Here is a 21,858-nt window from a genome sequence, read left to right as displayed (position 1 = left end):
CTAACTCCTAAAATTAAGTTTAAATTAATATATTACAAAAATCTAAAGATTTTCTTAAATTTTGTAATATTTTTGTAACTTTATTTAATTAATATTTTTTCTTTATATTTAATTAAGAATTAGTTTATTGCATTAAATGTAAGCTTTTGATTTATTAGCTTTTGTTTAAAGAATTTGAATTAGGAATTTGCTTTTATTGTTTTTGTAAGGTTTAAATATTGTTTTAAAATTCCTAATTCAAATTCTTTAAAAGTTTAAGCAAAAGCTATTAATAATCATTATATACTCGAAACACAATCCAACTCAAACAACCAAGCAAGAGTTAAAAAAAGAAGAAATACAAAAGTATTTAAAGCTTAAAATAAAAGAATTATGAAATTAGAATTTGATTTTTAATTTATATAAGGTCTAAATATTGTTTTAAATTCCAAATTCAAATTCTTTTATTTTTAAACATTAAATTCTTCTTCGGAGTGTTTGGGGTGTTTGGAAGGTTAAGTTCTGAGCGTATAATGATTATCAATAGTTTATGCTTAAACTTTCAAAGAATTTGAATTAGGAATTAAGCTTTGTTTTTTTAATACCTTGCAAGGTTATTATTAGACTAAAGCAAGAATAAGCTTTGTGATTTTTATAAGATTTAAATTCCTATTTCAAATTCTTTGCTTTTAGTGTATGCAAATTTTAAAAATATTGATTTAAAGAAAAAGATTTTTAATTATTTAATATTTAGGCTTTTCTTATTTAAAATCTTTTCAATTTTCTTTTGTTGTTTTGCTATGTATTTTTCGCCTAGTGGTTGTGCTTCTTCTTCTCTAAATTCCATTTCAAATCCACCTTTGCTAATTGCAGAATACTTTTGTCTAAACTCTGTGTATAAAAAATAAACTGATAAATCATCAACAAAAGGCAATGAAACTAGCTTGGTTTTAGTTTGATATATTGTGTAAGTTTTTAAGCTTTTACCATTTAGTAAAAATAATATTAAATAGCTTGATAAAATATCCAATATTACAAAAAACATAATTATAGGAAAGAAAATTATTCTAGCTATAGGGTAGTCTAATCTATAATTTAAACTTTGATTTTCTGTTTCTTTAGTGTTATAAGCGTCTTTATTGAATATATATGAATAAGCTAAAGCAGGTCGCTTAGATTGCAATCTAAAAACTATATCGCTTTTATTTATTGTTGCGGTTACTTTTTTGTAACTTTTTGCTATATTAAAAAATAATGTTGTTTCATCTACTGCATATGTTTCAAAATATATCTTTTCTTTATCTACACTAATATAAAAATCATTATTTTTAACAAATCTAAATCTTTTTATTTGTCTAAGTTTTAAAAAGAATACAATAAAAAAAATACCATCAATAATGCCACTCCAACCTTTTTGAATTCTTCGTATGTCAGTCATTGTTTTTTCGGGTTTACTATTTAATTCATTGATAATATCTATTACAAAATAACATGAAATAAGTGTAAGAAAAATTGAAAAAATCTCATTAAACAATCTAATAAGCTCTAAGTTATATAAATAATCGTTTTTTATTTTATAATCTTTTAAATTATCTATATTCAAATTGTTCCTTTAGTTTAAATAAATATTAATATAGCAAATAAACAATAAAAATAATGAAATTCAAATTATTTTCAAATTCCTATTTCAAATTCTGTGGTTTTATTGTTTATAATTAAATTATTTTGAAGAATAAAGTATAAACTTGCTAAGTTTCCTTAGCAAGTTATTTAAGATTTAAATTCGCCTAGTTTTTTGTCTAAGTCTTCGCTAATATTAGTTAAAGTTGCTGCAGCTTTTGCAATCTCTTCAACACTTCTTGCGTTTTCATTAGTGATTTTTGCAATTTGTGAAACTTCGTTTAATATTTCTTCAATCTGCTTGCTTGCACCTATATAATTATCCACTGTCTTATCACTACTAACAATAGCTTCGCCTAAGCTTGATTGCATTACTTTAATTTGCTCTTCACTGCTATTTGCAACATTTGTTAAATTGCTAATTTGCTTAGAATTATCGCTCATTTGCTCGCTTGCATCTTTAATGCCTTGAACTATAACGCTAATTGTTGCATTAATTTCACTAAGGCTCTTTTGAGTTCTTTCTGCTAGACTTCTTACTTCATCAGCAACTACTGCAAAGCCCCTACCATGCTCTCCTGCACGAGCTGCTTCAATAGCAGCATTTAATGCTAATAAGTTTGTTTGATCAGCTACATCGTTAATTATTTCTAAAATAGATTTAACATTATCAGCATCACGGCTTAATTGCTCCATTTTAGATGATAATGCACTCTCAACACTAGCACTCTTATCAATTTCATTTGTTAATGCGCTAATAGATGAAATTACTCCATTAATACTATTTGTGCTATCTCTTAACTCATCTTTACTTGCGTTAGCACTTGCTATACCTTCATTTAAGCTATCTTTTGTAGCATTTCCTTCTTCAACAACATTATTTACAATACCAAAGCTTTCTTCACTTCTTTTGCCTGTTTGCATACTAACGCTACTTAACTCTGCTGCTATTGTTTTATTTTCATAAGAGATTTGCTTAACTTCATTTATTAGATTTCTAATCTTATTGATAAAATCATTAATTGCTTTGCTAGCTTGCGCTATTTCATCATTACCTTTTACTTCTAAAAGTTTTGTTAAATCGCCCTCACCTTTGCTTAAATCAATAGCTTTATTTGTTAATTCACCTAATGGCCTACTAACCCAAGTTCTAATGAAAAATAACCATAAAAGAAGCATAACCACACATAAAACTACTGAAAATATAGCGTAAGATAAAATTACATCATCTTTTTTCTCTAATACTTTCTTACTAACTTCAGCCATTTCTTGCTTTGCTTCTATTAGATAAATTACGCTTATATAAACATAATCATTAAATTTATCTTTTTCTACATAATAAACAACATCTCTTTCAGGTCTAGTCTTATCAGCCTTCATGTGAGTTGTTACAAAACCACCACCATTTGTTGCTGTTTGGATTATTTCTTGAATATAAAGCTTACCATTTGAATCTTTTTTATTATAAGCATTCTCACCTATTCTACTTTTTAAGTAGTGCATTACATAATCACCCTTAGAGTTAATTACAAATAAATTAACTGAGCGATTTTTTAAATCTAGTTCGCTTAAAAATTCAAGCATATTTTTATCATAATCTTTTGCATTATTTTCATGAATTTTCTTTGACATTGAAGTTATTAGGCTTGTAACACTTACGGCTGTCTTTTTTGCATCATCTGTACTCATTTTATCAAGAGTTTCTTGAGCTATGTCATCTAACTCATTCATACCATTATTTGCAACAAAAATAGCACTTAAACTAATTATTAATAATGAAATAAAAGCAAAAAGTGTGATTTTGTAAGATAGTTTCATAAATCTCCTTTAAATTTAAAATAATCGTTGATTTTATTAATATTGCGTTAAATTAATGTTAAAGACTATAATTTAAAAACTAGAATTTGAAATAGGAATTTAAAAAGGTTTAGTATTAAAATACTTAATACTTTAATACTAATTTTTATTTATTATATCTTTAATAATCTTTTCTAACTCGTCTTTTTTAAGTTGGGTTTTAAAATTAATCTTAAGCCCTTTAAAAAGACTTTCAGCATGATTTATTTTTTCTTGTTCTTCTTCTCTTAGGCTTAATTTACTATCAACACCCTTGCTCTCAAGTACAAAATAATGCACTTTATCATTATCATCTTTTATCACATAAGCAAAATCAGGAGAGTAACTAAAGCCCCCTGCTACTGGAATTTTAAGAGAGTTTTTTGGTATTTTCATATAAACACAAACTTCTTTTAAATTTGCTTTTATATTGCTCTTTTCAATCTCGCTATCATAAAAGACTTGCTCATATAAAAACTCATCATTTGATAGCTCATCTTCACCAAAAACACCTATATCGCTAGCATTTATTTCATCTAATACTTCGCCACTTATATTTGTAATTTTTGTTGGATGGATAATGCTTAAAAACTCTTCGTAAGATACTTGAAAAATTTTATTAGATTTATTTAAAAGATATAAATTAAAATCCTTGCAAATTGTATTTAGACTAATTTCATTTAAATATTCATTCACATTAAAAGCACCATCTTTTAAAAGCTCATAAAATGCTTTATGTAAAGTATTTGCATTTAATCCAAGTCTAGTGCTAAGGCTTAGTAAAAACTCTCCATAATTTAGAGTTTTTATAGCTATTCCATCTTTTAGGCTTGTTTTAGCTATCACTTTTTCATTTTTTACATTTATGCTTGTTGTTTTTATATAGCTTTTGTTATCCTTTAAATTCTCTTGAAAACTTTTTAAAAACTCTTTAAAATTAGCCAAAAATACATCTTCATGAGCATCGTATTTTAAAAATACCTTTTTGTTTATTTCTTCCCATAAAAGCTTGATATTTTTATATAAATCTTTTCTAATTTTTACTTTTTTCTCTTTTTCTTCTTTGTTTTTAACCTTGCCTTTTTTTAGACTTACTTTACTAAAGGCTTTTGGATATTTTGCTTTTATTATGTTTGTATCTAAAATTACGCTTCTTTTATTTATCGCTCCACATTCTAAAAGCTCATCATAAATTAAATCTTCATTTAAATCATACTCTTCTAAAATAATCTCATATATTTTCTCATCTAAAATATCACCTTCTTTTATATTAGTACTTTCTTCACTTTGCTCAATCTCGTTTATAAGCCTTGCTACAAAATCGCTCTCACTAGCATCTACAAAATAATTTAAATAAAACTCACTACCATCTATCCTATCGCCATACTCATCAACAGGAAGCCTTAACCCACGACCAACTTCTTGAAGCTTACTTATCTCACTTCCACTACTTCTTAGCTTACAAATATTAAAGACATTTGGATTATCCCAACCTTCTTTAAGCGTCCATTTTGAAAATATAAATCTTCTAGTATTGCTAAGGCTAAGTAGGCTCATTTTATCGTGTAAAATTTCGTTTATTTCCTGCTCTATTTTTTCATCTTTATCGCTATTATCTTTAGAAAAATACCCGCCATGAGTAAGACTAATATCATCTAAAGATTTTTGCAAATACTCTTTATAAAAACTTTCACTAGTTTTTAACTCGTCTTCTATTTTGCTTTTTAGTGCCTTTTCAAAATACTCTTTAAGCCTTGCATTCTCTCCACGATAAGAGTTTATATCATCTATGAAAAACAAGCTTAAAGGTTTTATTTTTATCTTTTTACCTAAAAACTCTCGCTCCAATTTAAAATGCTCATCTAAACAAGAATTTATCATTTGTTTAGCCAAATCATCATTAAAGCTAAAAGGATTAAACTTATCATTTTTAAAAAGCTCAACCCCGTTTGATAAAAGCACTTTTGATTTGTTAAAATCTTGCACGAAAATATCCAAAAAATCATAAAAACAAACGAAATTTTGCCCTTTACTAAGGCTAAATTCACGCTTTTTATCATCTACAAAAACCACGCTTTTATCTTCAATGTTTTTAAGTTTTACATAAGCTTTATTTCCTATTTCAAATTCTTGCACGAAAGCTTTTACACCTTTAACTAAATTATCATTAAAGGCTTTAAGTGGACTTAGATTATAAAGTAGGTTTGAGTTTTCTTTAAAAGTAGCACCATATCTTAGAATAAACTTTGGCTCTAGCTTTAAAGCATTTATCCAAGTTTTATTTGCTTTATCAAATTTATGTGGCTCATCGACAATTAAAATACTTTTTGTGTGAGCTAGTGCGGGAAATACGCTAAAAAATCTATCAAAAAGATTGCTCTCAAATTCTTTTTTAAAAGTATCTGAATTAAGCATTCCAGCATTAATAAGTAGCACTCTTATTGAGTTTTTATCATCATGCTTACAAAAGTCTTTTATACTTTGTGGCATTTGCTCTTTTTTGCCTGATTTTTCGCTCTTTACTTCATAAAAGCTAAGGCTTTTTTTAAACTCATCTATAAAATGCTGACGTGAAAGCTCAAAAAAACTTTTAGTCCCTGATTTGATAGCCAAAGTTGGCACAAGGACAATAAAACTATCATATCCATAAGCCTCATTTAGCATAAACATTGTTTTTGTATATGTATAAGTTTTACCTGTGCCTGTTTGCATACAAATATCATAAACATTATCATTTATAAAGCTTTTGTTTTTTATATTGTTTAGCTCTTGCACTCTTTTAACATTTGCTCTTAAATTATCATCTTTAAAAACTTCTAAAACACTTTCAATCGCTATATTTTGATGCTCTAAATCATTAGTAAAATTAAAACCACCCATCTTAAAATCTCACTTGTAATTTAACGCCTATTTGATTTAAGGCATCTTTTAAGGTCTTGTGTTCGCTACTTTTAAAACTTGCATTATATAAAATCACTCGCTCACATATTAAGTCTTTGTTTTGTAGTTTTTGCATTAAAGCTTTTGTGTTTTCGCTAGTAAAGTATGGGTAAACCAAATAAAGCAATTTATTAGAATAATACGCTTTATATTCATTTAAAAATACGGTTTTAAATTCCACATCTAAAGCTATGCCATCAGCTAGTTTATAGCTGGTTAAAATTTCGTTTGTTTTACTATCATCAAAATTAATAAACAAATCATCGCTTAAGCTTAAATCTAGCTTTTCTAGTTTTTCTAACTCTAGCTCATCCTTTGGCACTATACTAAACTCACTAAATTCTAAATTAGTAGCATTAGCATAATCATGACTAATTTTCTTTCCTGCTCTTAGTAGTCTTTCTCTTGTGATTTCATAGATTGTAGGCTCTCGCTTAAGCTCATCTTTTACAAAATCATAAGCGATTTTATTTTTTTTCTCATCTATTTTTTCATCAAGTTGAACCAAAATATATTTTCTATTTCCACCATCTTCAGCATTTAATTGCATTACCGCATGCCCCGTAGTCCCACTTCCTGCAAAAAAGTCTAAAACAATGTCATCCTTATCAGTAGAAATTTGCATAAAATCTTTTATCAAATCAACTGATTTTGTATAGTTAAAAATGACTTTATTATCAAACAATTCTTTCATTGTATTTGCACTTGCTGAAGTAGAGTATGATGGCTTATAGCAAGTAGTTTTTATTTTTCTAGTTGGTAAATCACTTAGGCTTGGGCGTTGTTTTTTGTAAAAATTATAACCATTCTTGCTTTTTTCAACAATTAATTCATCTTTATTTATCTCTACTGTATCCTTGCTCCAGTTCCAACACATCTCTTGTCCGTTTGTTATAGGTAAAACTTCAATATTGTAATAATTGCTTTTTACGGTAGAAATTTCTAAACTATTGCTTAAATAAATAGGATAAAACATTGTAGGTCGCTTTTCTCTAGGTGCATTTTCTCCGGTTCCTTTAATATTGCGTCCTTTTTTCCAATAACCTTTTTCATCTTTTTGCCATTCACTAAAATCATCATCTGTTTTATCAACATAAAGGTCATAAAATTTGGCAAACTGATAATTTTTTGTATATACCAAACAATACTCGTTGGTTGAAACAATACCATCAGTATTGTTGTTGCCTTTTAAATTATCAACAACTGATAGCTGAGCTACAAAATTCTCTTCTCCAAAAATCTCATCACAAAGTAGCTTGAGTTGTGCCGTTTCGTTATCATCAATTGAGATAAATATCACCCCATCATCTTTTAAAAGCTTTCTAGCTAGAAATAGTCTTGGATACATAAAAGTAAGCCAGGCTGAGTGTGAGCTTGATTTTTTAGTGCTAAATTCTAGCACTCTTTTAGCCTCATCTTCGCTCATTCCAGCATTTATTAAATCATCTAGTTTGTAAGTTCTAGTATCGTTATAAACAAAATCACCATTAGCGGTATTGTAAGGTGGGTCTATATAAATCATTTTGATTTTTTTATAATAGCTGTTTTGTAGGTGTTTTAAGACTTCTAAATTATCGCCTTTTATGAGTAGGTTTTGTTTTAAATCTTCATTAAAAGTGCCGTTTTGTTTAAGATAGCTTGAGATTTTTAGATTTGCTAAATATTTTGCGTGTTTTTTGCCAAGAAAGTTTAAACTATAACTTTCATTAGTAAAATCCCCCCCTGTTCGCCATTATTTCATCTTTTAATCTTTCTAAATCAAATCTTCCATCTTTATCAAAACAAGAGCTAAAATGCTCCTTTAAAATATCTAATTTACTTTTAAAATCTTTATGTAAAAACTCCATTCTATCTCCTTATTTTTTATTATATTTATAATAAGCAGCGCAAGCACCTTCGCTACTTACCATACAGCTACCGATTGGATTATTTGGAGTGCATAAATTACCAAAAACCTTACAATCAGTTGGCTTTGCAAGACCTTTTAAAATCTTAGGGCATAAACAGGCTTTATTTTCAGGCTTAGTATTAGTACAAATTTCAAATACTTTTTTTGCATTTAAAAAATCATATTCGCTTTTTAATTCTAATCCACCATTTTTTATCACATCTAAGCCACGAAATTCAAAATCAGCCTTGCAAAAATATTTATCTATAAGTGCCTTAGCCTTAAGATTTCCTTCATTAGTTACTAATCTTGAATATTCGTTATATACTTCATAGCTTTTGTTTTTAAACTGCAAGCTTAGATTTAATAATGAGTGCATTAAATCAACAGGCTCAAAACCGCTTATAGCAAAAGGTTTTTTGTATGTTTTTGCCATATCTAAATAAGCATTTTTGCCTATTATAACGCTTACATGAGATGGTGCTAAAAAGCCATCAATATTACAATCTTTATCTTGTAATAATGCTTCAATTGGCTCAGGAACTCTTACATGATTTATATGAAAAAATACATTCTTTAGCCCCATTTCAAGCACTTTTTCAATCAAAACAGCACTCATAGGAGTTGTAGTTTCAAATCCTATTGCAAAAAATATAATCTTTTTATCTTTATTTTCACTTGCAATTTTTAGCACTTCTAGTGGGCTATAAAGAGCTCTTATATCTGCTCCATTTGCTCTTAATTTTTCAAGGCTTGTATTACTTGCAGGAACTTTTATCATATCAGCAAGCGTGCAAAATATAACTCCATCTAAACTAGCTAAAAATACGGCTTCATCAAGCCTACTTTTTGGCATTACACATACAGGACAGCCAGGTCCATGAATAAAGTTAATATTAGGCACTAAAGAAGGCAAGGCATATTTAATAAGCGAATGAGTATGCCCACCGCAAATCTCCATTACATTATAAACTCTATCAAGTTTTACATTATCAATTAGTTTTTTTAAAGCTTTTATAGTGTTTATGTCTTTATATTCTTTTATGTAATTCATAAAAACCTGCTTTCAATCTCTTCGCTACCTATCTCATCAGCGATTTGCTTATATAGCTCTAAGCTTTCTTTAGCAGCAGCTTCATCTATTTTTTGCATAGCAAATCCAACATGAATTAATACAAAATCACCTACCTTTACTTCTTCAGGAATTAAATCAAGACTAACCCCACGCTTAATACCTAAAGTATCAACCTGTGCGAAATTATTTTCATCTATACTAATTACTTTTGATGGAATTGATAAACACATATTAAGCCCTTTGATTTTTAAAGTATTCACAAAGCTCAGCAACACCTTCGCCTGTTGCTGCACTTACACAAAATATTTTTACATTTGGATTTAGCTTTTTTGCTTCTTCACTAATTTCTTCTAAATTAAAATTAAAATGTTTTGCTATATCCATTTTGGTTAGCACGATTACATCGGCTCTTTTAAACATTACAGGATATTTTGCAACCTTATCGCTTCCTTCAGGAGATGATAATAATACTACATTTAAATGCTCTCCTAATTTGTATGAAGCTGGGCATACAAGATTGCCTATATTTTCTATCACGCAAAACTCACTTTCGCTAATATCAAGATTTTTAAGAGCATTATCAATCATTTTTGCATCCAAATGACAGCTTTGACCTGTGCTAATCTGATAAGCCTTTGCACCTGCATTTATAATTCTATCAGCGTCTTTGTTAGTTTCTAAATCGCCTTCTATAACGCATAGTTTTAATAAATTATTTTTAATGATATATTCAAGCAAAGTAGTCTTGCCACTTCCAGGTGAGCTCATAAAATTAATACAAAATAAATTGTTTTTATTAAAAAAATCTTGATTAATTTTTGCTTGATTTTCATTTTCTGCCATTATTTTTGCTTTTGCTTCAACGATTACTTTCATTTCTTCTCCTTTTTAGTAATTTCAAATTCCTATTTCAAATTCTTATTTAATTTTAACTCTTCCAAAGCGTTAAATTATCGCCTTTAAAACCTGTGCATTTATAAAGCTTAGTTGCTTCATCTTTTCCTTTTAGCTTTAATTCATCTACAAGCTCAAGCTCATAAATACTAGGGTCTTTTAGCGCTGCTAAAGTATTATGAGAAATTAAAATATTTGCTTTATAGTTTTTACATGAGCTCTCAACCCTACTTGCAGTATTTACGCCATCGCCAATACAAGTATAATCGCTTCTTGCAAGGCTACCCATTTCGCCTACAATGCACTCACCTGTATTTATTCCTATACCTATGTTTATATAAGGAAGATTTTGCTTTTGCCATTCTTCATTTAAACTCTTTAAAGCTTTTATTTGTTCAATCGCAGCTTGCAAGGCACAATCAGCGTGATTTTCTAAATCGTTTGGAGCGTTAAAATAAGCCATAACAGCATCTCCAATATACTTATCAACCGTTCCTTGATATTTAAATATAATATCGCTCATAGGAGTCATATAAGTATTTAAAAACTTAACTAAATCAGCTGCATCCATATTCTCACTAATGGTTGTAAAATCTCTAATATCGCTAAAAAATACCGAAATTTCTCTTTTGCTAGTGCTAAAAACATTGCTATCTGTATTAATTAACTGCTCTGCAACACTTTTTGAAACTTTTTTCTCAAGTTTTGCTTTAATAAATTCTTTTTGCCTACTTTCTAAGAAAAAGTTAATAAGAATTCCACAAAGTCCCATAATAGCCAACACCAAAATAAGCTCAAAAGTATTTAAAACATACTTTTCGCTAACCATAAAATAATAATGTCCTAAAATAATAACTGCTAATAAGATTAAGTGAAATAACACTTGCATTATTATGCTTTTAAAATACGAAAAACTTACACTTAATAAAATTATAATTATTAATGATGCAAACAATATTTCAGCCGAATAGCTAGGAGTTATTAAATACTCATCATTTAATAAATTATCAATAGCATTAGCATGTATTTCAACACCTGGCAAGTTTTCATCTAAAGAATTACTTCTAATATCATTAAGCCCAACAACGCTAGTTCCAATTAAGACAATCTTATCTTTAAAATATCTAGGATCAATCGTGCCATCAAGAACATCAATTGCACTAATATAATCATAATGCGGAGATTTTCCTTTAAAATAAAGCCCTAAAAGCGCATGTGGATTTACCAAAAATGTATCTTTTTCATCAAGAATTAATCTTATATTAAACCCATCTCCAACTGCTTTAATATCATCAACTCCTACATATTTAGCATACATTGCAAGACTAAGACTTGGTAAAAGCTGTTTAAATTCACCATCATCGTAATAAATCATCATAAAAGCACTACGAATTACATTATCTAAATGTGTATATGAATTAACAAAACCATTAGCATAAGAATTATCGCTTAATTCTTCTATACTTGCTGTAATGTTTTTACCATGTTCAAGCAATGAATAATCAATATTGTATTCTGCTATGCTTTGATTGCTTAATGGAGCTAATTTTTTACCTGTAATATGGTTTGTATAAATACTTCTATATACATTGCTTTCGTTTTTGTATGCACCTAAATTAATTGCATAAGCTAACACGCTATTAGAATTAGCTAAAGCAGTCGCAAAAGCTTTATCGGTATCTTGAGTTCTAGGACAAAAATCATATTTTGGAATATTTAAAGATGAAAAGCTCTCATCGCTCATTTTCTTAGTAATCTCACCACGCTTATCATATTCAGCGAAATAAATATCAAATCCAACAACGCTAGCTTCATTTAATTTATAAACTAAACAAGCTAATAAATCTCTATCCCAAGGCCACTGACCTAGTGCAGATAAACTTTTTTCATCAATATCAACTATTTTAACTCTATCATCGCCTTTTACGTTATTGTTTAAGTAGGCGTTAATTCTAAAAAACATATCATGAGTTAAATTATCAAGCCTTGTAATAATTGTAGATTCTTTAATGGTTATATAAAAAGAAAAAACAATCATTACAAGAGATAAAACCGCAAACGAATAAATCTTTTTAAACTTAGCTAGATGTTTTATCAATTTTTAGCCTTTAATTTGATATAAATTTGAAGAATATCAATAGCTGCTGGAGTAATTCCGCTAATTCTACTTGCATCAAATAAGTTTGCTGGCTTATTTTTTTCTAATTTCTCAACTACTTCATTGCTAAGTCCGCTAATTCCACGATAAACAAAATCACTTGGGATTTTTATTTTTAATAAATTTTCTTGATTTTGAATATTTTCATCTTGCAATCTTACATAATGATAATATTTAGAATCAAGTAAAATCTCATCTAAAACAAAATCATCTAAACGAGATAAGCTAGGAGCTAAAACTAGCATTTTTTCTTTTGTAATTGTACTACGAGCTATGATTTTTTGAAGAGTTGTAGGCTGAGAAATCGGCTCTTCATCAATACTTGCTAATAATTCATTAAATACATTTGAAGGCACAACCTTGCTATCACATAAAAATTCTAAGCCTTTTTTCATATCATTTATTTTACTTTCATAGTATTTAAAGCTTTCTTCATCTCTTAAACCACACTCATAAGCATATTTATTAAGTCTTGTAATCGCATTACTTTCACGAAGTAATAATCTAAACTCAGCCCTACTTGTAAACATTCTATAAGGCTCTTTAGTTCCTTTAGTAACTAAATCATCAATTAAAACTCCGATATAGCCTTCATCTCTTCTTAATACAAAACCATCTTTTTTATCAATCGCTAAACTTGCATTTATTGCAGCCATAAGACCTTGTGCTGCTGCTTCTTCATAACCTGTTGTTCCATTTACCTGACCTGCTAGATAGAAGTTTTTAATAATCTTACTTTCTAATGTATGAAATAAATCAAGTGGGTCAAAATAATCATACTCAATCGCATAGCCATGTCTTGTGATTTTTGCATTCTCAAAGCCTTTAACTGAGCGAATCATTAGATGTTGCACTTCAAAAGGAAGCGAAGTTGAAAAGCCGTTTATATAGTATTCTGTGGCTTCTTTTGTTTGCGGCTCGATGAATAAATGATGGCTTTCTTTATCCGCAAAACGATTGATTTTATCCTCAATACTAGGGCAATATCTAGGGCCTATTCCTTTAATCTGACCTGTAAACATAGGAGCTTTGTCAAAATTTGAGCGAATAATATCATGAGTAGTTGTATTTGTATGAGCTATATAGCAAGGTAGTTGTGGCAATGTATGAGTCTTGTAATCTAGGCTAAAACCTTTAGTATTTAAATCACTTTCTTGAATTTCTAAAACACTAAAATCAATACTACTTGCTAAAATCCTTGGACATGTTCCGGTTTTTAGCCTTCCACGATTAAGCCCTAAAGCAGCTAGATTATCTCCTAAATGAGTTGAACTTAGCTCTCCTACACGACCACTTTTTATTTTGCTTAAACCAACATGAATTAAACCATTTAAGAATGTTCCTGAGCAAAGAATGATTTTTTTTGCTTTATATTCTTTATCTAATTCTGTTTTTACTCCATAAGCTTCGTTATTTTCTACTAATAATTCCGTAACCATTTCTTGAGAAATATCTAAATTAGGCATATTAAGTAATATATTTTTAGCATTTTTATTGTATTCATCCATATCAATCTGAGCTCTAGTTCCACGAACTGCTGCACCTTTACTCTCATTTAAAGTTTTATAATTAATCGCACTTAAATCTGTGATTTTTGGCATAATTCCGCCAAGTGCAGCTATTTCTTTTACTAAATGCCCTTTTGCAAGTCCGCCTATTGCAGGGTTACACGAAGTTGCTCCGATCCTATCGTTTAAAATTGTAAGAAGTAAGGTTTTTTTACCCATTTTTGCACTAGCATGTGCAGCTTCGACACCTGCATGACCAGCACCGATAATTATAATATCATACATCATTAATCCTTTTTTTTATAATACACTAAGCTTATTGTAAAGGATAAAAATGTTTAATGGTTTAATAAGAGAATTAGCAGTTGTAAAAAAATATTCAAATAATGAATTAAGAATAGTTTCAAAATTAAAACCAAATATAGGAGATAGCGTTGCAACTAATGGAGCATGCCTTAGTGTGATTAAAATCCACGATGATGGTTTTAGTCTAAACTTAAGCAGTGAAACCCAAAGCGTAATTAAGCCATTTGTAGTTGGCTCTAAAGTTCATACCGAATTAGCTATGCAACTTGGAGATAGAATTGATGGGCATTTATTAACAGGACATATTGATACTCTTGGAAAAATTATAAAGATTAATAAGCTAAATAGCGGAGTTGATTTTTATATAAGTATTGATAAAAAATTTATGCCTTTAGTTTGCAATAAAGGCAGCATTGCAATAGATGGAGTAAGCCTTACAATTAATGAAGTTTTAGATGATTCAATAAGACTTACAATTATTGATATAACTTTAAAAGATACTTTATTTTCTAGCTATAAAGTAGGAGATTTAGTAAATGTAGAAACCGATATTTTGGCAAGATATGTAAATAGAATGCTAACCTATAAAGATAAAAGCCTTAGCTGGGATGAAATTGATAGAATTAGTGCGATTTATTAGGATTTTAAATGAATAAAGAAATATTAATCAATGCTTTAATTCAAAAAGCCGATGAAATGAACGATGATTATTTAAAAAACGAAAGCCTAACAAGAATGCTTGTTGATAAAGAAAGTAAGTTTGAAAATTACGAAGAAATAAAAGACTTTTTAGAGTTTTTAAAACAAGCTAAACACAACGCTCAAAAGAGCAAATAATAATTACGAATTAGCTTTTATAAATTTTGCAAATTTAAAAAGCTAATTCCTATTTCAAATTCTTTAAAATTTTAAACAAAAACTATTGATAATTATTATAAATTCGAAACTCAACCAAACTCAACCAAACTCAAAAAACTAGTCTAAGCAATAAGATATTAGGTTAGAAAGTTAATAAAATACAAAAATATTTGAAGCTTATATTAAAGTATTTAAAAATAAGAGAATTTGAATTAGAAATTTAAAAACAATATTTAGACTTTATAAAGTTAAAAAGCTAATTCCTATTTCGTAATTCTTAAGATTTTAATACTTGAAAACTAAAGGAATTTGAAATAGGAAATTAAATATTTGCTAAGCAAAAGCTTAGCAAATATTAACTTAGAGCGTTTAGCTCGTTGTTTATTGCTTCAAGTTCTTTACTTGCACTCTCAAGCGCTGCTTTATTCTGTTCTACAACTTCTTTTGGAGCGTTTGCTACAAACTTTTCATTGCTTAGCATTTTATTTAGCTTTTCATACTCTGCTAGAACTTTTTTGCGTTTGTTTTCTAGCTTTGCTTTCATCTCGCTAAGTGCTGAGCTATCTACAAAAATAGCGGTTTTTAGGTTTGTGCTAACATTTACACTAAAGCTTTCTTTTACATTTTCGCTTTGCTCTAATTCCCCAACTTTTGCTAATTTTGCTATAAGTTTTAGATAATACTCATCAAATTTATGCTCACTAATAATTTGCGCTGGAGCGTTTTTATCTGTGATATTTGCTGTCTTTTTGATACTTCTTAGGCTGTTAATCGCTTCTTTGCAAAGCTCGTAGTTTTTGATAATTTGCTCTTCGTTAGATGAAATTTCGCTAACTTTAGGGTATTTTTCAACCATAATTGAGCCATTTTCAAAAATACTTGTCCCGCTTAATTTATGATATAAATACTCACTAATAAACGGCATAAATGGACTAAGTAATTTCATAGCATTTAAAAACACGCTTGCAAGCTCGTTTATACTTGTTTCATCAGCCTTGCTAAACTCTATACCATAATCGCAAAACTCATCCCATAAAAACTTATAAATATTCATAGCAGCATCGTTAAATCTATACTCATCAAGATTTTTTCTAGTTTCATTTACACACTTTTGAAACTCTGCGTTTATATAAATACCTAGCGTTGTTTTATAGCTATCAAGTATTTTGTAATCTTTACCTTTAAGTAGTAAGAAATTTACCGCATTATAAAGCTTGTTTGTGAAGTTACGAACTAAAATCATTCTATCTTCACTCATTCTTATATCTCTTCCTTGAACGGCAAGTAATGCTAAAGTAAAGCGTAAAATGTCAGCACTATATTTATCAATGCTATCAAGTGGGTCAATTACATTGCCTTTACTTTTACTCATTTTTTGCCCGTTTTCATCTTTTACAAGTGCGTGAAGATAAATGTCTTTAAATGGGATTTCGCCTAATTCATTTTCACTTTGAAATAGCATTCTACATACCCAAAAAAACAGTATATCAAAGCCTGTAATTAAAAGTGAGTTTGGATAAAAGTCTTTTATATCGCTTTCATTCCATAAAGTGTTTTTACCAAAATCGCCGTTGTTATAACCTAGAGTTGAAAACGCCCAAAGACCTGAGCTAAACCAAGTATCAAGAACATCTTTATCTTGAGTAATGCTCTTGCACCCACATTTTTCGCATTTTTCTACCTTGCTCTCGTCTACATGAATATGCTCGCACTCATCACAATAATAAACAGGAATTTGATGTCCCCACCAAAGTTGCCTTGAGATACACCAAGGGCGAAGCTCACGCATCCACGCATTAAAGCTATTTATCCAATGAGCTGGATAAAACTTAGCATCACCATTATTTACTTTTTCTATAACTTTTGTTGCGATATCAGTTTTTACAAACCATTGTTTAGAAATGTATGGTTCAACGATATTTTTACAGCGATAACAATGCCCAACTTGATTTACATAATCTTCTATTTTTTCAATAAAATCTAATTCGTTTAATTTATCAACTACTATTTTTCTAGCATCAAGTCTTTCAAGTCCAGCAAACTCAGCACAATGTTCGTTTAAAATCCCGTTTTCATCAAAAATAGTTAAAAACTCCAAATTATGTCTAAGTCCTACTTCATAGTCGTTATTATCATGAGCTGGAGTTACCTTTACAATTCCTGTTCCAAATTCCATATCAACATGACTATCAGCTATGATTTTAATTTTGCGATTTATGATAGGTAATGTAACTTCCTTACCAACTAAATGCTTATACCTTTCATCATCTGGATTTACCATTACAGCAGTATCTCCAAAATATGTCTCAGGTCTAGTAGTTGCAACTACTAAATAATCCTTATCATTTAAAAAATACCTTATATGATAAAGCTTGCCTTTGTTTTCTTCATATTCAACTTCAATATCGCTTAATGCCCCATCTTTGGTGCACCAGTTTATCATTCTGTTATTTTGCTCAATTAAGCCTTTATTATAAAGGTCCACAAAAGCTTTTTTAACAGCGTTTTGAAGTCCTTCATCCATAGTAAAACGAAGTCTTGAAAATGCAGGGGTAATTCCAAGTGCTTGCATTTGCTTAACTATCGCTCCACCGCTTTGCTCTTTCCACTCCCAAACTTTTTCTATAAACTTTTCACGTCCTAGCTCTTCTTTTTTAATGCCTTTTGCTAAAAGTTGCTTTTCAACTACATTTTGAGTAGCAATTCCAGCGTGATCTAAGCCTGGTTGATAAAGCACCTTATAGCCATCCATTCTTTTATATCTTGTCATAATATCTTGAAGAGTAAAAGTAAGTGCGTGTCCGATATGTAAAACGCCTGTAACATTTGGTGGTGGCATCATAATGGCAAAATTTTTACCTTTTTCTTGGATATTTTTATTTCCATCTATTTCAAAATAGCCTTTTTGCTTACAAAATTCATAATAATCTTTTTCAATTTCTTTTGGATTGTAAAAATCGCTCATAAATAATCCTTAAAATGTATATTTTCGCCCATTTTATTAATTTTTGCTTATTTTTAGGTTATTTTGCTAGACTTTTTGGCTTTATTTTTGATTAATGGAGATGTTTTGAACAAATTAAATGAAGAACAATTTGCTGCTGTTAATGCAAAATTAGGCAGTAATTTAATAATAGCAAGTGCAGGAACAGGTAAAACAAGCACCATTGTTGCAAGGATTGAAAAGTTATTAAACGATGGAGCTAAGCCTAATACCATTATGCTCCTTACTTTTACAAATAAAGCTGCAAAAGAAATGATGGCAAGACTTGAAAAAAAGCTCGGCTCAAGCAAGATAAAAGGCATAATAAGTGGGACTTTTCATGCAATTAGCTTAGAGTATTTAAAAAAACATAAAGAAATTAATCTTAAAAAAAACTCTGAACTTAGAGCCTTGCTTAAAAGTATTTATGAAAAATACAATCCTAATCGTGATGATTTATTTGATTATTCATACTTAGCTGATATTTATTCAAGATTTAATAATACTAATTTGGTTGATGACTTTCGTGGATATTTAAAACAAAATTATGAAGAGCAAAGCGATAATATTAATTTTTATTGCAAGGTTTTAGATGAGTTTAACGAGCAAAAAAAAGCTCATAATTATTATGATTTTGATGATTTATTGCTAAATTCTAAAGATTTTTTTAAAAATGATTATAAAGATGAACCTTTTTATGAAGTTTTAGTAGATGAATATCAAGATACTAATAATCTTCAAAGCGCTATTTTAGATGCAATTCCTAAAAAATCTTTATTTTGCGTGGGTGATTATGATCAAAGTATTTATGCTTTTAATGGTGCAAATATTGAAATAATAGGTAGTTTTAAAGATAGATATAAAAACGCTAATATTTATTCACTTAATAAAAATTATAGAAGTCTTAGCAATATTTTAGAGTTTGCAAATAGAGTTATTACAAAAAATGAAAGGCTTTATCCAAAAGAACTAATAGTTACAAGAGATGATGCGATAAAGCCTATAAAATTACATAGTTTTAATTTAGCTAACGAACAATATGAATTTATTGCTAACGATATTTTAGCCAAGCTTCAAATGAAGCCAAAGAGCGATATAGCAGTGATTTATCGCAATAATTCAAGCGGGGATTTAATAGAACGCTCATTAAAATTAAAAGGTATTAAAGTAGCTAGAAAAGGCGGAACGAGTTTTTATGAACTAAAAGAAATAAATACCTTAATAAACTTAGCAAATCTAACTAATAAAAATAGCGATATATTAAGCTTTTTAGGGATTTTACTAGAGAGCAAAGGCGTTGGAAATGCTAAAGTAAATATTATTTATAAGGCTTTTTTAGAGCTTGGAAATGGCTCTTTGCTAGAAGGGATTTTAAGACCTATTAAAAAAGATAGATATGATTTTTTAGCTAAAAGCGATGAAGCTTTTGGACTTTTTGCAAGCACACAAAATGAAGCAAAACAGAATGAATTTAGCTTTTTAGCAAGTGATTTTAAGCATAATCCTGTTTTGTTATTAAAAGAACTAAAGTTTGATAATGTAACCTTTTTAGAAGAATTATATAAGTTTTTAAAAGAAAATGAAAATATTGATAATCCTAGTATTTTGCTAAAAAACGCATATTCATCTAAAATTTTTAGTCTAATTATAAATAATATTGCAGCAAAGCGTTCATTTAAAGGTGCAAAAATCGTAAATGAGATAAAAGAACAAAAGCTAGAAAATATCAAAAATAATTGTAAATATATTTTAGAAGATGCGAAAAATTACAATACTTTTAAAGATTTTTATGAAAAAACGATTTTAAATATTGATTATGAAAGCACAAAAGGAGTGCAACTTCTAACCGTTCATGCGAGTAAGGGCTTAGAATTTGAAATCGTATATTTAATAGATTTAGCACAAGGAAGATTTCCAAATCTAAAGCTTAGCAAAAGCGCTGGTGGAATTGATGAAGAAAGAAGATTGTTTTATGTAGCACTTACAAGAGCAAAAGATGAGCTTATTATGAGTTGGGCAAAAAGACAAAGTGAAGACGATAAAAATGATGCTATTCGTTCTATTTTTATAGATGAAGGTAAAAAGCCTGAAAATATTTAAGAATTTAAAATAGGAATTAAAAGCAAATTCCTAATTCAAATTCCAATCTTAAAAAGGCATTAAGCCTTTTAAGATTAATCCCAGCACTCAGCGTTTTTAATTCCTAATTTTTTCGCACTAAATGTTGGATCTAGTCCTTTTTTCTTTTGCTCATCATAATCTTTTAAGCATTTAATTAAAACAGGGCTTAATAATAAAATCGCAATTATATTAATTGAAGCCATTGCAGCCATTGTAATATCAGCTAAATCCCATGCAACAGCTAAATCAAGCTGAGAACCTATAAATACCATAGCAACTGCACTGATTTTAAACACTAATTCATTGAAATTATTTTTTGTAAGGTTTTTTACGTTTGCATCAGCATAATAAAAGTTACCAATTAATGAAGTAACTGCAAATAAAATAACAGCAAAAGTAATAAAATGAAGCCCCCAAGTGCCATAATACTCAATCATAGATTGTTGAACCATAGGCAAGGCATTTAGAGTTTTTTCACCTTTGCTTAATTGCTCCATATAGCTAGTAGAAAATAATACTAAAAAGCCAGAGCAAGAGCATATAATTAAGTCAATAAATACTGAAAAGCTTTGAATAATCCCTTGCTTTACAGGGTGACTTGTATTTGCTGCTGCTGCTGCGTTTGGAGCTGAACCCATACCTGCTTCGTTTGAAAATAAACCACGCTTAATTCCAATAACTACAACGCTACCCGCAAAACCACCAAAAATAGCTTTAAAATCAAAAGCATTTTCAAATATTAATGAAAAAACAGCTGGTATTTCAGAATAATTCATAATCATAGCAATTAAACTAAGTAAAATATAAACAAAAGCCATAATAGGAACTATGATTGAGCTTACTTTTCCTAGTGATTTTGAATTAGAGAAAAATAAAGCAAAAGCAACTACGCTTAAAATAATACCTATAACAACGCTTGCTGAACTAAAATTATCAGGAAAATATATTGCAAAAGCTGAAGTCATAGTATGGCTTTGAAGTCCATTGAATCCATACGCATAAGTTATTATTAAAATAACAGAAAATAATTTACCAAAAAATCTACTTCCTAAACCTTTTTCAATAAAATATGCAGGACCTCCACGAAATCCGTTTTCATCACGGCTTTTATAAACTTGTGCTAATGTGCTTTCAGCAAAAGCGCTTGCACCTCCAATAAATGCCATTACCCACATCCAAAATAAAGCTCCTGCACCACCAACAACAACAGCCGTGCTAATTCCTGCGATATTTCCTATACCAACTCTTGAAGCTGTTGAAATCATTAAAGCTTCAAAGCTACTAACATCACTTTTATTATCTTGTTTTTCTTTTAAAAGTGAAATTACATTACCCATTAATCTAAATTGAGCAAAACGAGTGATTATGCTATAAACTACGCCAACGATAATTAAAGCAAACACTAAAAAATAAGTATATAAATAACCATTTATAGTGTCTAAAAATAAATGAATTTCATTTAACAAACTTTGCAAACGCTCTCCTTAATAAAAAATTCAAAAAATCATTATATATAAATTCGAGCGTTTTTGGTAACAATGCTTATTTTTTATCAGCCTTATCTTCACAAGCTATTATTAATCTCTCAAAGGGATTTTTAGATAATTTATCTTTTTTGATTATTTCTTTAATGCTTTTTGGATGAACTAAATTCATAAAATCTCCTTTAAAATTAGTAATATTTTTAAATTA

The 21,858-nt window shown here is 29.0% G+C and carries 15 protein-coding genes; 3 read left to right on the top strand and 12 right to left on the bottom strand.

Going from position 1 to position 21,858, the window contains the following annotated elements; translation table 11 throughout:
* Positions 1–718: 718 nt before the first annotated feature.
* The 10 genes from AVANS_RS04255 to mnmG form a co-directional block, all read right to left on the bottom strand.
* On the bottom strand, positions 719–1,582 hold the full coding sequence (locus AVANS_RS04255) for a hypothetical protein (RefSeq protein WP_239818419.1): 864 nt from the start codon (positions 1,580–1,582) through the stop codon (positions 719–721).
* A 167-nt stretch (positions 1,583–1,749) separates the two neighbouring features.
* On the bottom strand, positions 1,750–3,417 hold the full coding sequence (locus AVANS_RS04250; RefSeq protein ID WP_239818418.1) for a methyl-accepting chemotaxis protein: 1,668 nt from the start codon (positions 3,415–3,417) through the stop codon (positions 1,750–1,752).
* A 138-nt stretch (positions 3,418–3,555) separates the two neighbouring features.
* Positions 3,556–6,315 carry a type III restriction-modification system endonuclease gene (locus AVANS_RS04245; RefSeq protein ID WP_239818417.1) on the bottom strand — a complete coding sequence of 920 codons (2,760 nt, stop codon included), beginning with the start codon at positions 6,313–6,315 and terminating at the stop codon, positions 3,556–3,558.
* Between the two features lies 1 nt (position 6,316).
* Positions 6,317–7,897, bottom strand: coding sequence for a site-specific DNA-methyltransferase (locus tag AVANS_RS04240; protein ID WP_239818416.1), 1,581 nt, complete (start codon positions 7,895–7,897; stop codon positions 6,317–6,319).
* A gap of 184 nt (positions 7,898–8,081) precedes the next feature.
* Complete coding sequence (locus AVANS_RS04235) at positions 8,082–8,222, bottom strand: hypothetical protein (RefSeq protein WP_239818415.1); 141 nt, start codon at positions 8,220–8,222, stop codon at positions 8,082–8,084.
* Between the two features lie 9 nt (positions 8,223–8,231).
* The gene (hypD, locus tag AVANS_RS04230; protein ID WP_239818414.1) at positions 8,232–9,317 is read right to left on the bottom strand and encodes a hydrogenase formation protein HypD; all 1,086 of its coding nucleotides are present in this window, start codon (positions 9,315–9,317) and stop codon (positions 8,232–8,234) included.
* Entirely contained in the window at positions 9,314–9,568 is a 255-nt protein-coding gene (locus AVANS_RS04225; RefSeq protein WP_239818413.1) for a HypC/HybG/HupF family hydrogenase formation chaperone, read from the bottom strand. Before AVANS_RS04225 ends, hypD begins: the two co-directional genes overlap by 4 nt.
* Position 9,569: 1 nt before the next feature.
* A complete protein-coding gene (hypB, locus tag AVANS_RS04220) occupies positions 9,570–10,214 on the bottom strand; it encodes a hydrogenase nickel incorporation protein HypB (protein WP_239818412.1) in 645 nt (214 codons plus the stop codon).
* A 52-nt stretch (positions 10,215–10,266) separates the two neighbouring features.
* A complete protein-coding gene (locus AVANS_RS04215) occupies positions 10,267–12,330 on the bottom strand; it encodes an adenylate/guanylate cyclase domain-containing protein (protein WP_239818411.1) in 2,064 nt (687 codons plus the stop codon).
* Positions 12,327–14,183, bottom strand: a complete 1,857-nt coding sequence (mnmG, locus tag AVANS_RS04210) for a tRNA uridine-5-carboxymethylaminomethyl(34) synthesis enzyme MnmG (protein ID WP_239818410.1) — start codon at positions 14,181–14,183, stop codon at positions 12,327–12,329. Before mnmG ends, AVANS_RS04215 begins: the two co-directional genes overlap by 4 nt.
* Before the next feature lie 49 nt (positions 14,184–14,232).
* Here mnmG and AVANS_RS04205 point away from each other — a divergent pair, with 49 nt between their 5' ends.
* Positions 14,233–14,844: a riboflavin synthase gene (locus AVANS_RS04205; RefSeq protein ID WP_239818409.1), complete on the top strand. Its 612-nt coding sequence runs from the start codon at positions 14,233–14,235 to the stop codon at positions 14,842–14,844.
* An 8-nt stretch (positions 14,845–14,852) separates the two neighbouring features.
* Positions 14,853–15,041, top strand: coding sequence for a hypothetical protein (locus tag AVANS_RS04200; protein WP_239818408.1), 189 nt, complete (start codon positions 14,853–14,855; stop codon positions 15,039–15,041).
* A 376-nt stretch (positions 15,042–15,417) separates the two neighbouring features.
* Here AVANS_RS04200 and AVANS_RS04195 read toward each other — a convergent pair whose 3' ends face one another.
* Positions 15,418–18,027, bottom strand: a complete 2,610-nt coding sequence (locus AVANS_RS04195) for a valine--tRNA ligase (protein ID WP_239818407.1) — start codon at positions 18,025–18,027, stop codon at positions 15,418–15,420.
* A gap of 105 nt (positions 18,028–18,132) precedes the next feature.
* On the opposite strand from AVANS_RS04195, the gene AVANS_RS04190 reads away from it, so the two are divergent.
* Complete coding sequence (locus AVANS_RS04190; protein ID WP_239818406.1) at positions 18,133–20,145, top strand: ATP-dependent helicase; 2,013 nt, start codon at positions 18,133–18,135, stop codon at positions 20,143–20,145.
* Positions 20,146–20,219: 74 nt separating this feature from the next.
* Here the strand turns inward: AVANS_RS04190 and AVANS_RS04185 are convergent, their stop codons facing one another.
* Positions 20,220–21,632, bottom strand: coding sequence for an alanine/glycine:cation symporter family protein (locus AVANS_RS04185; RefSeq protein ID WP_239818532.1), 1,413 nt, complete (start codon positions 21,630–21,632; stop codon positions 20,220–20,222).
* Positions 21,633–21,858 lie beyond the last annotated feature (226 nt).

Source organism: Campylobacter sp. RM5004 (genome assembly GCF_022369455.1).
GTDB lineage: Bacteria > Campylobacterota > Campylobacteria > Campylobacterales > Campylobacteraceae > Campylobacter_E.
The sequence above is the reverse complement of the archived record's forward strand: the minus strand, read 5'-3'. Positions and strand labels throughout refer to the sequence as shown.

What these genes read in the sequence shown, in the direction of transcription:
- AVANS_RS04195 (WP_239818407.1), bottom strand. Translation starts at nt 18,027, where the DNA reads ATGAGCGATTTTTACAATCCAAAAGAAATTGAAAAAGATTATTATGAA.
- mnmG (WP_239818410.1), bottom strand. Translation starts at nt 14,183, where the DNA reads ATGTATGATATTATAATTATCGGTGCTGGTCATGCAGGTGTCGAAGCT.
- AVANS_RS04235 (WP_239818415.1), bottom strand. Translation starts at nt 8,222, where the DNA reads ATGGAGTTTTTACATAAAGATTTTAAAAGTAAATTAGATATTTTAAAG.
- AVANS_RS04225 (WP_239818413.1), bottom strand. Translation starts at nt 9,568, where the DNA reads ATGTGTTTATCAATTCCATCAAAAGTAATTAGTATAGATGAAAATAAT.
- hypB (WP_239818412.1), bottom strand. Translation starts at nt 10,214, where the DNA reads ATGAAAGTAATCGTTGAAGCAAAAGCAAAAATAATGGCAGAAAATGAA.
- hypD (WP_239818414.1), bottom strand. Translation starts at nt 9,317, where the DNA reads ATGAATTACATAAAAGAATATAAAGACATAAACACTATAAAAGCTTTA.
- AVANS_RS04245 (WP_239818417.1), bottom strand. Translation starts at nt 6,315, where the DNA reads ATGGGTGGTTTTAATTTTACTAATGATTTAGAGCATCAAAATATAGCG.
- AVANS_RS04205 (WP_239818409.1), top strand. Translation starts at nt 14,233, where the DNA reads ATGTTTAATGGTTTAATAAGAGAATTAGCAGTTGTAAAAAAATATTCA.
- AVANS_RS04200 (WP_239818408.1), top strand. Translation starts at nt 14,853, where the DNA reads ATGAATAAAGAAATATTAATCAATGCTTTAATTCAAAAAGCCGATGAA.
- AVANS_RS04240 (WP_239818416.1), bottom strand. Translation starts at nt 7,897, where the DNA reads ATGATTTATATAGACCCACCTTACAATACCGCTAATGGTGATTTTGTT.
- AVANS_RS04250 (WP_239818418.1), bottom strand. Translation starts at nt 3,417, where the DNA reads ATGAAACTATCTTACAAAATCACACTTTTTGCTTTTATTTCATTATTA.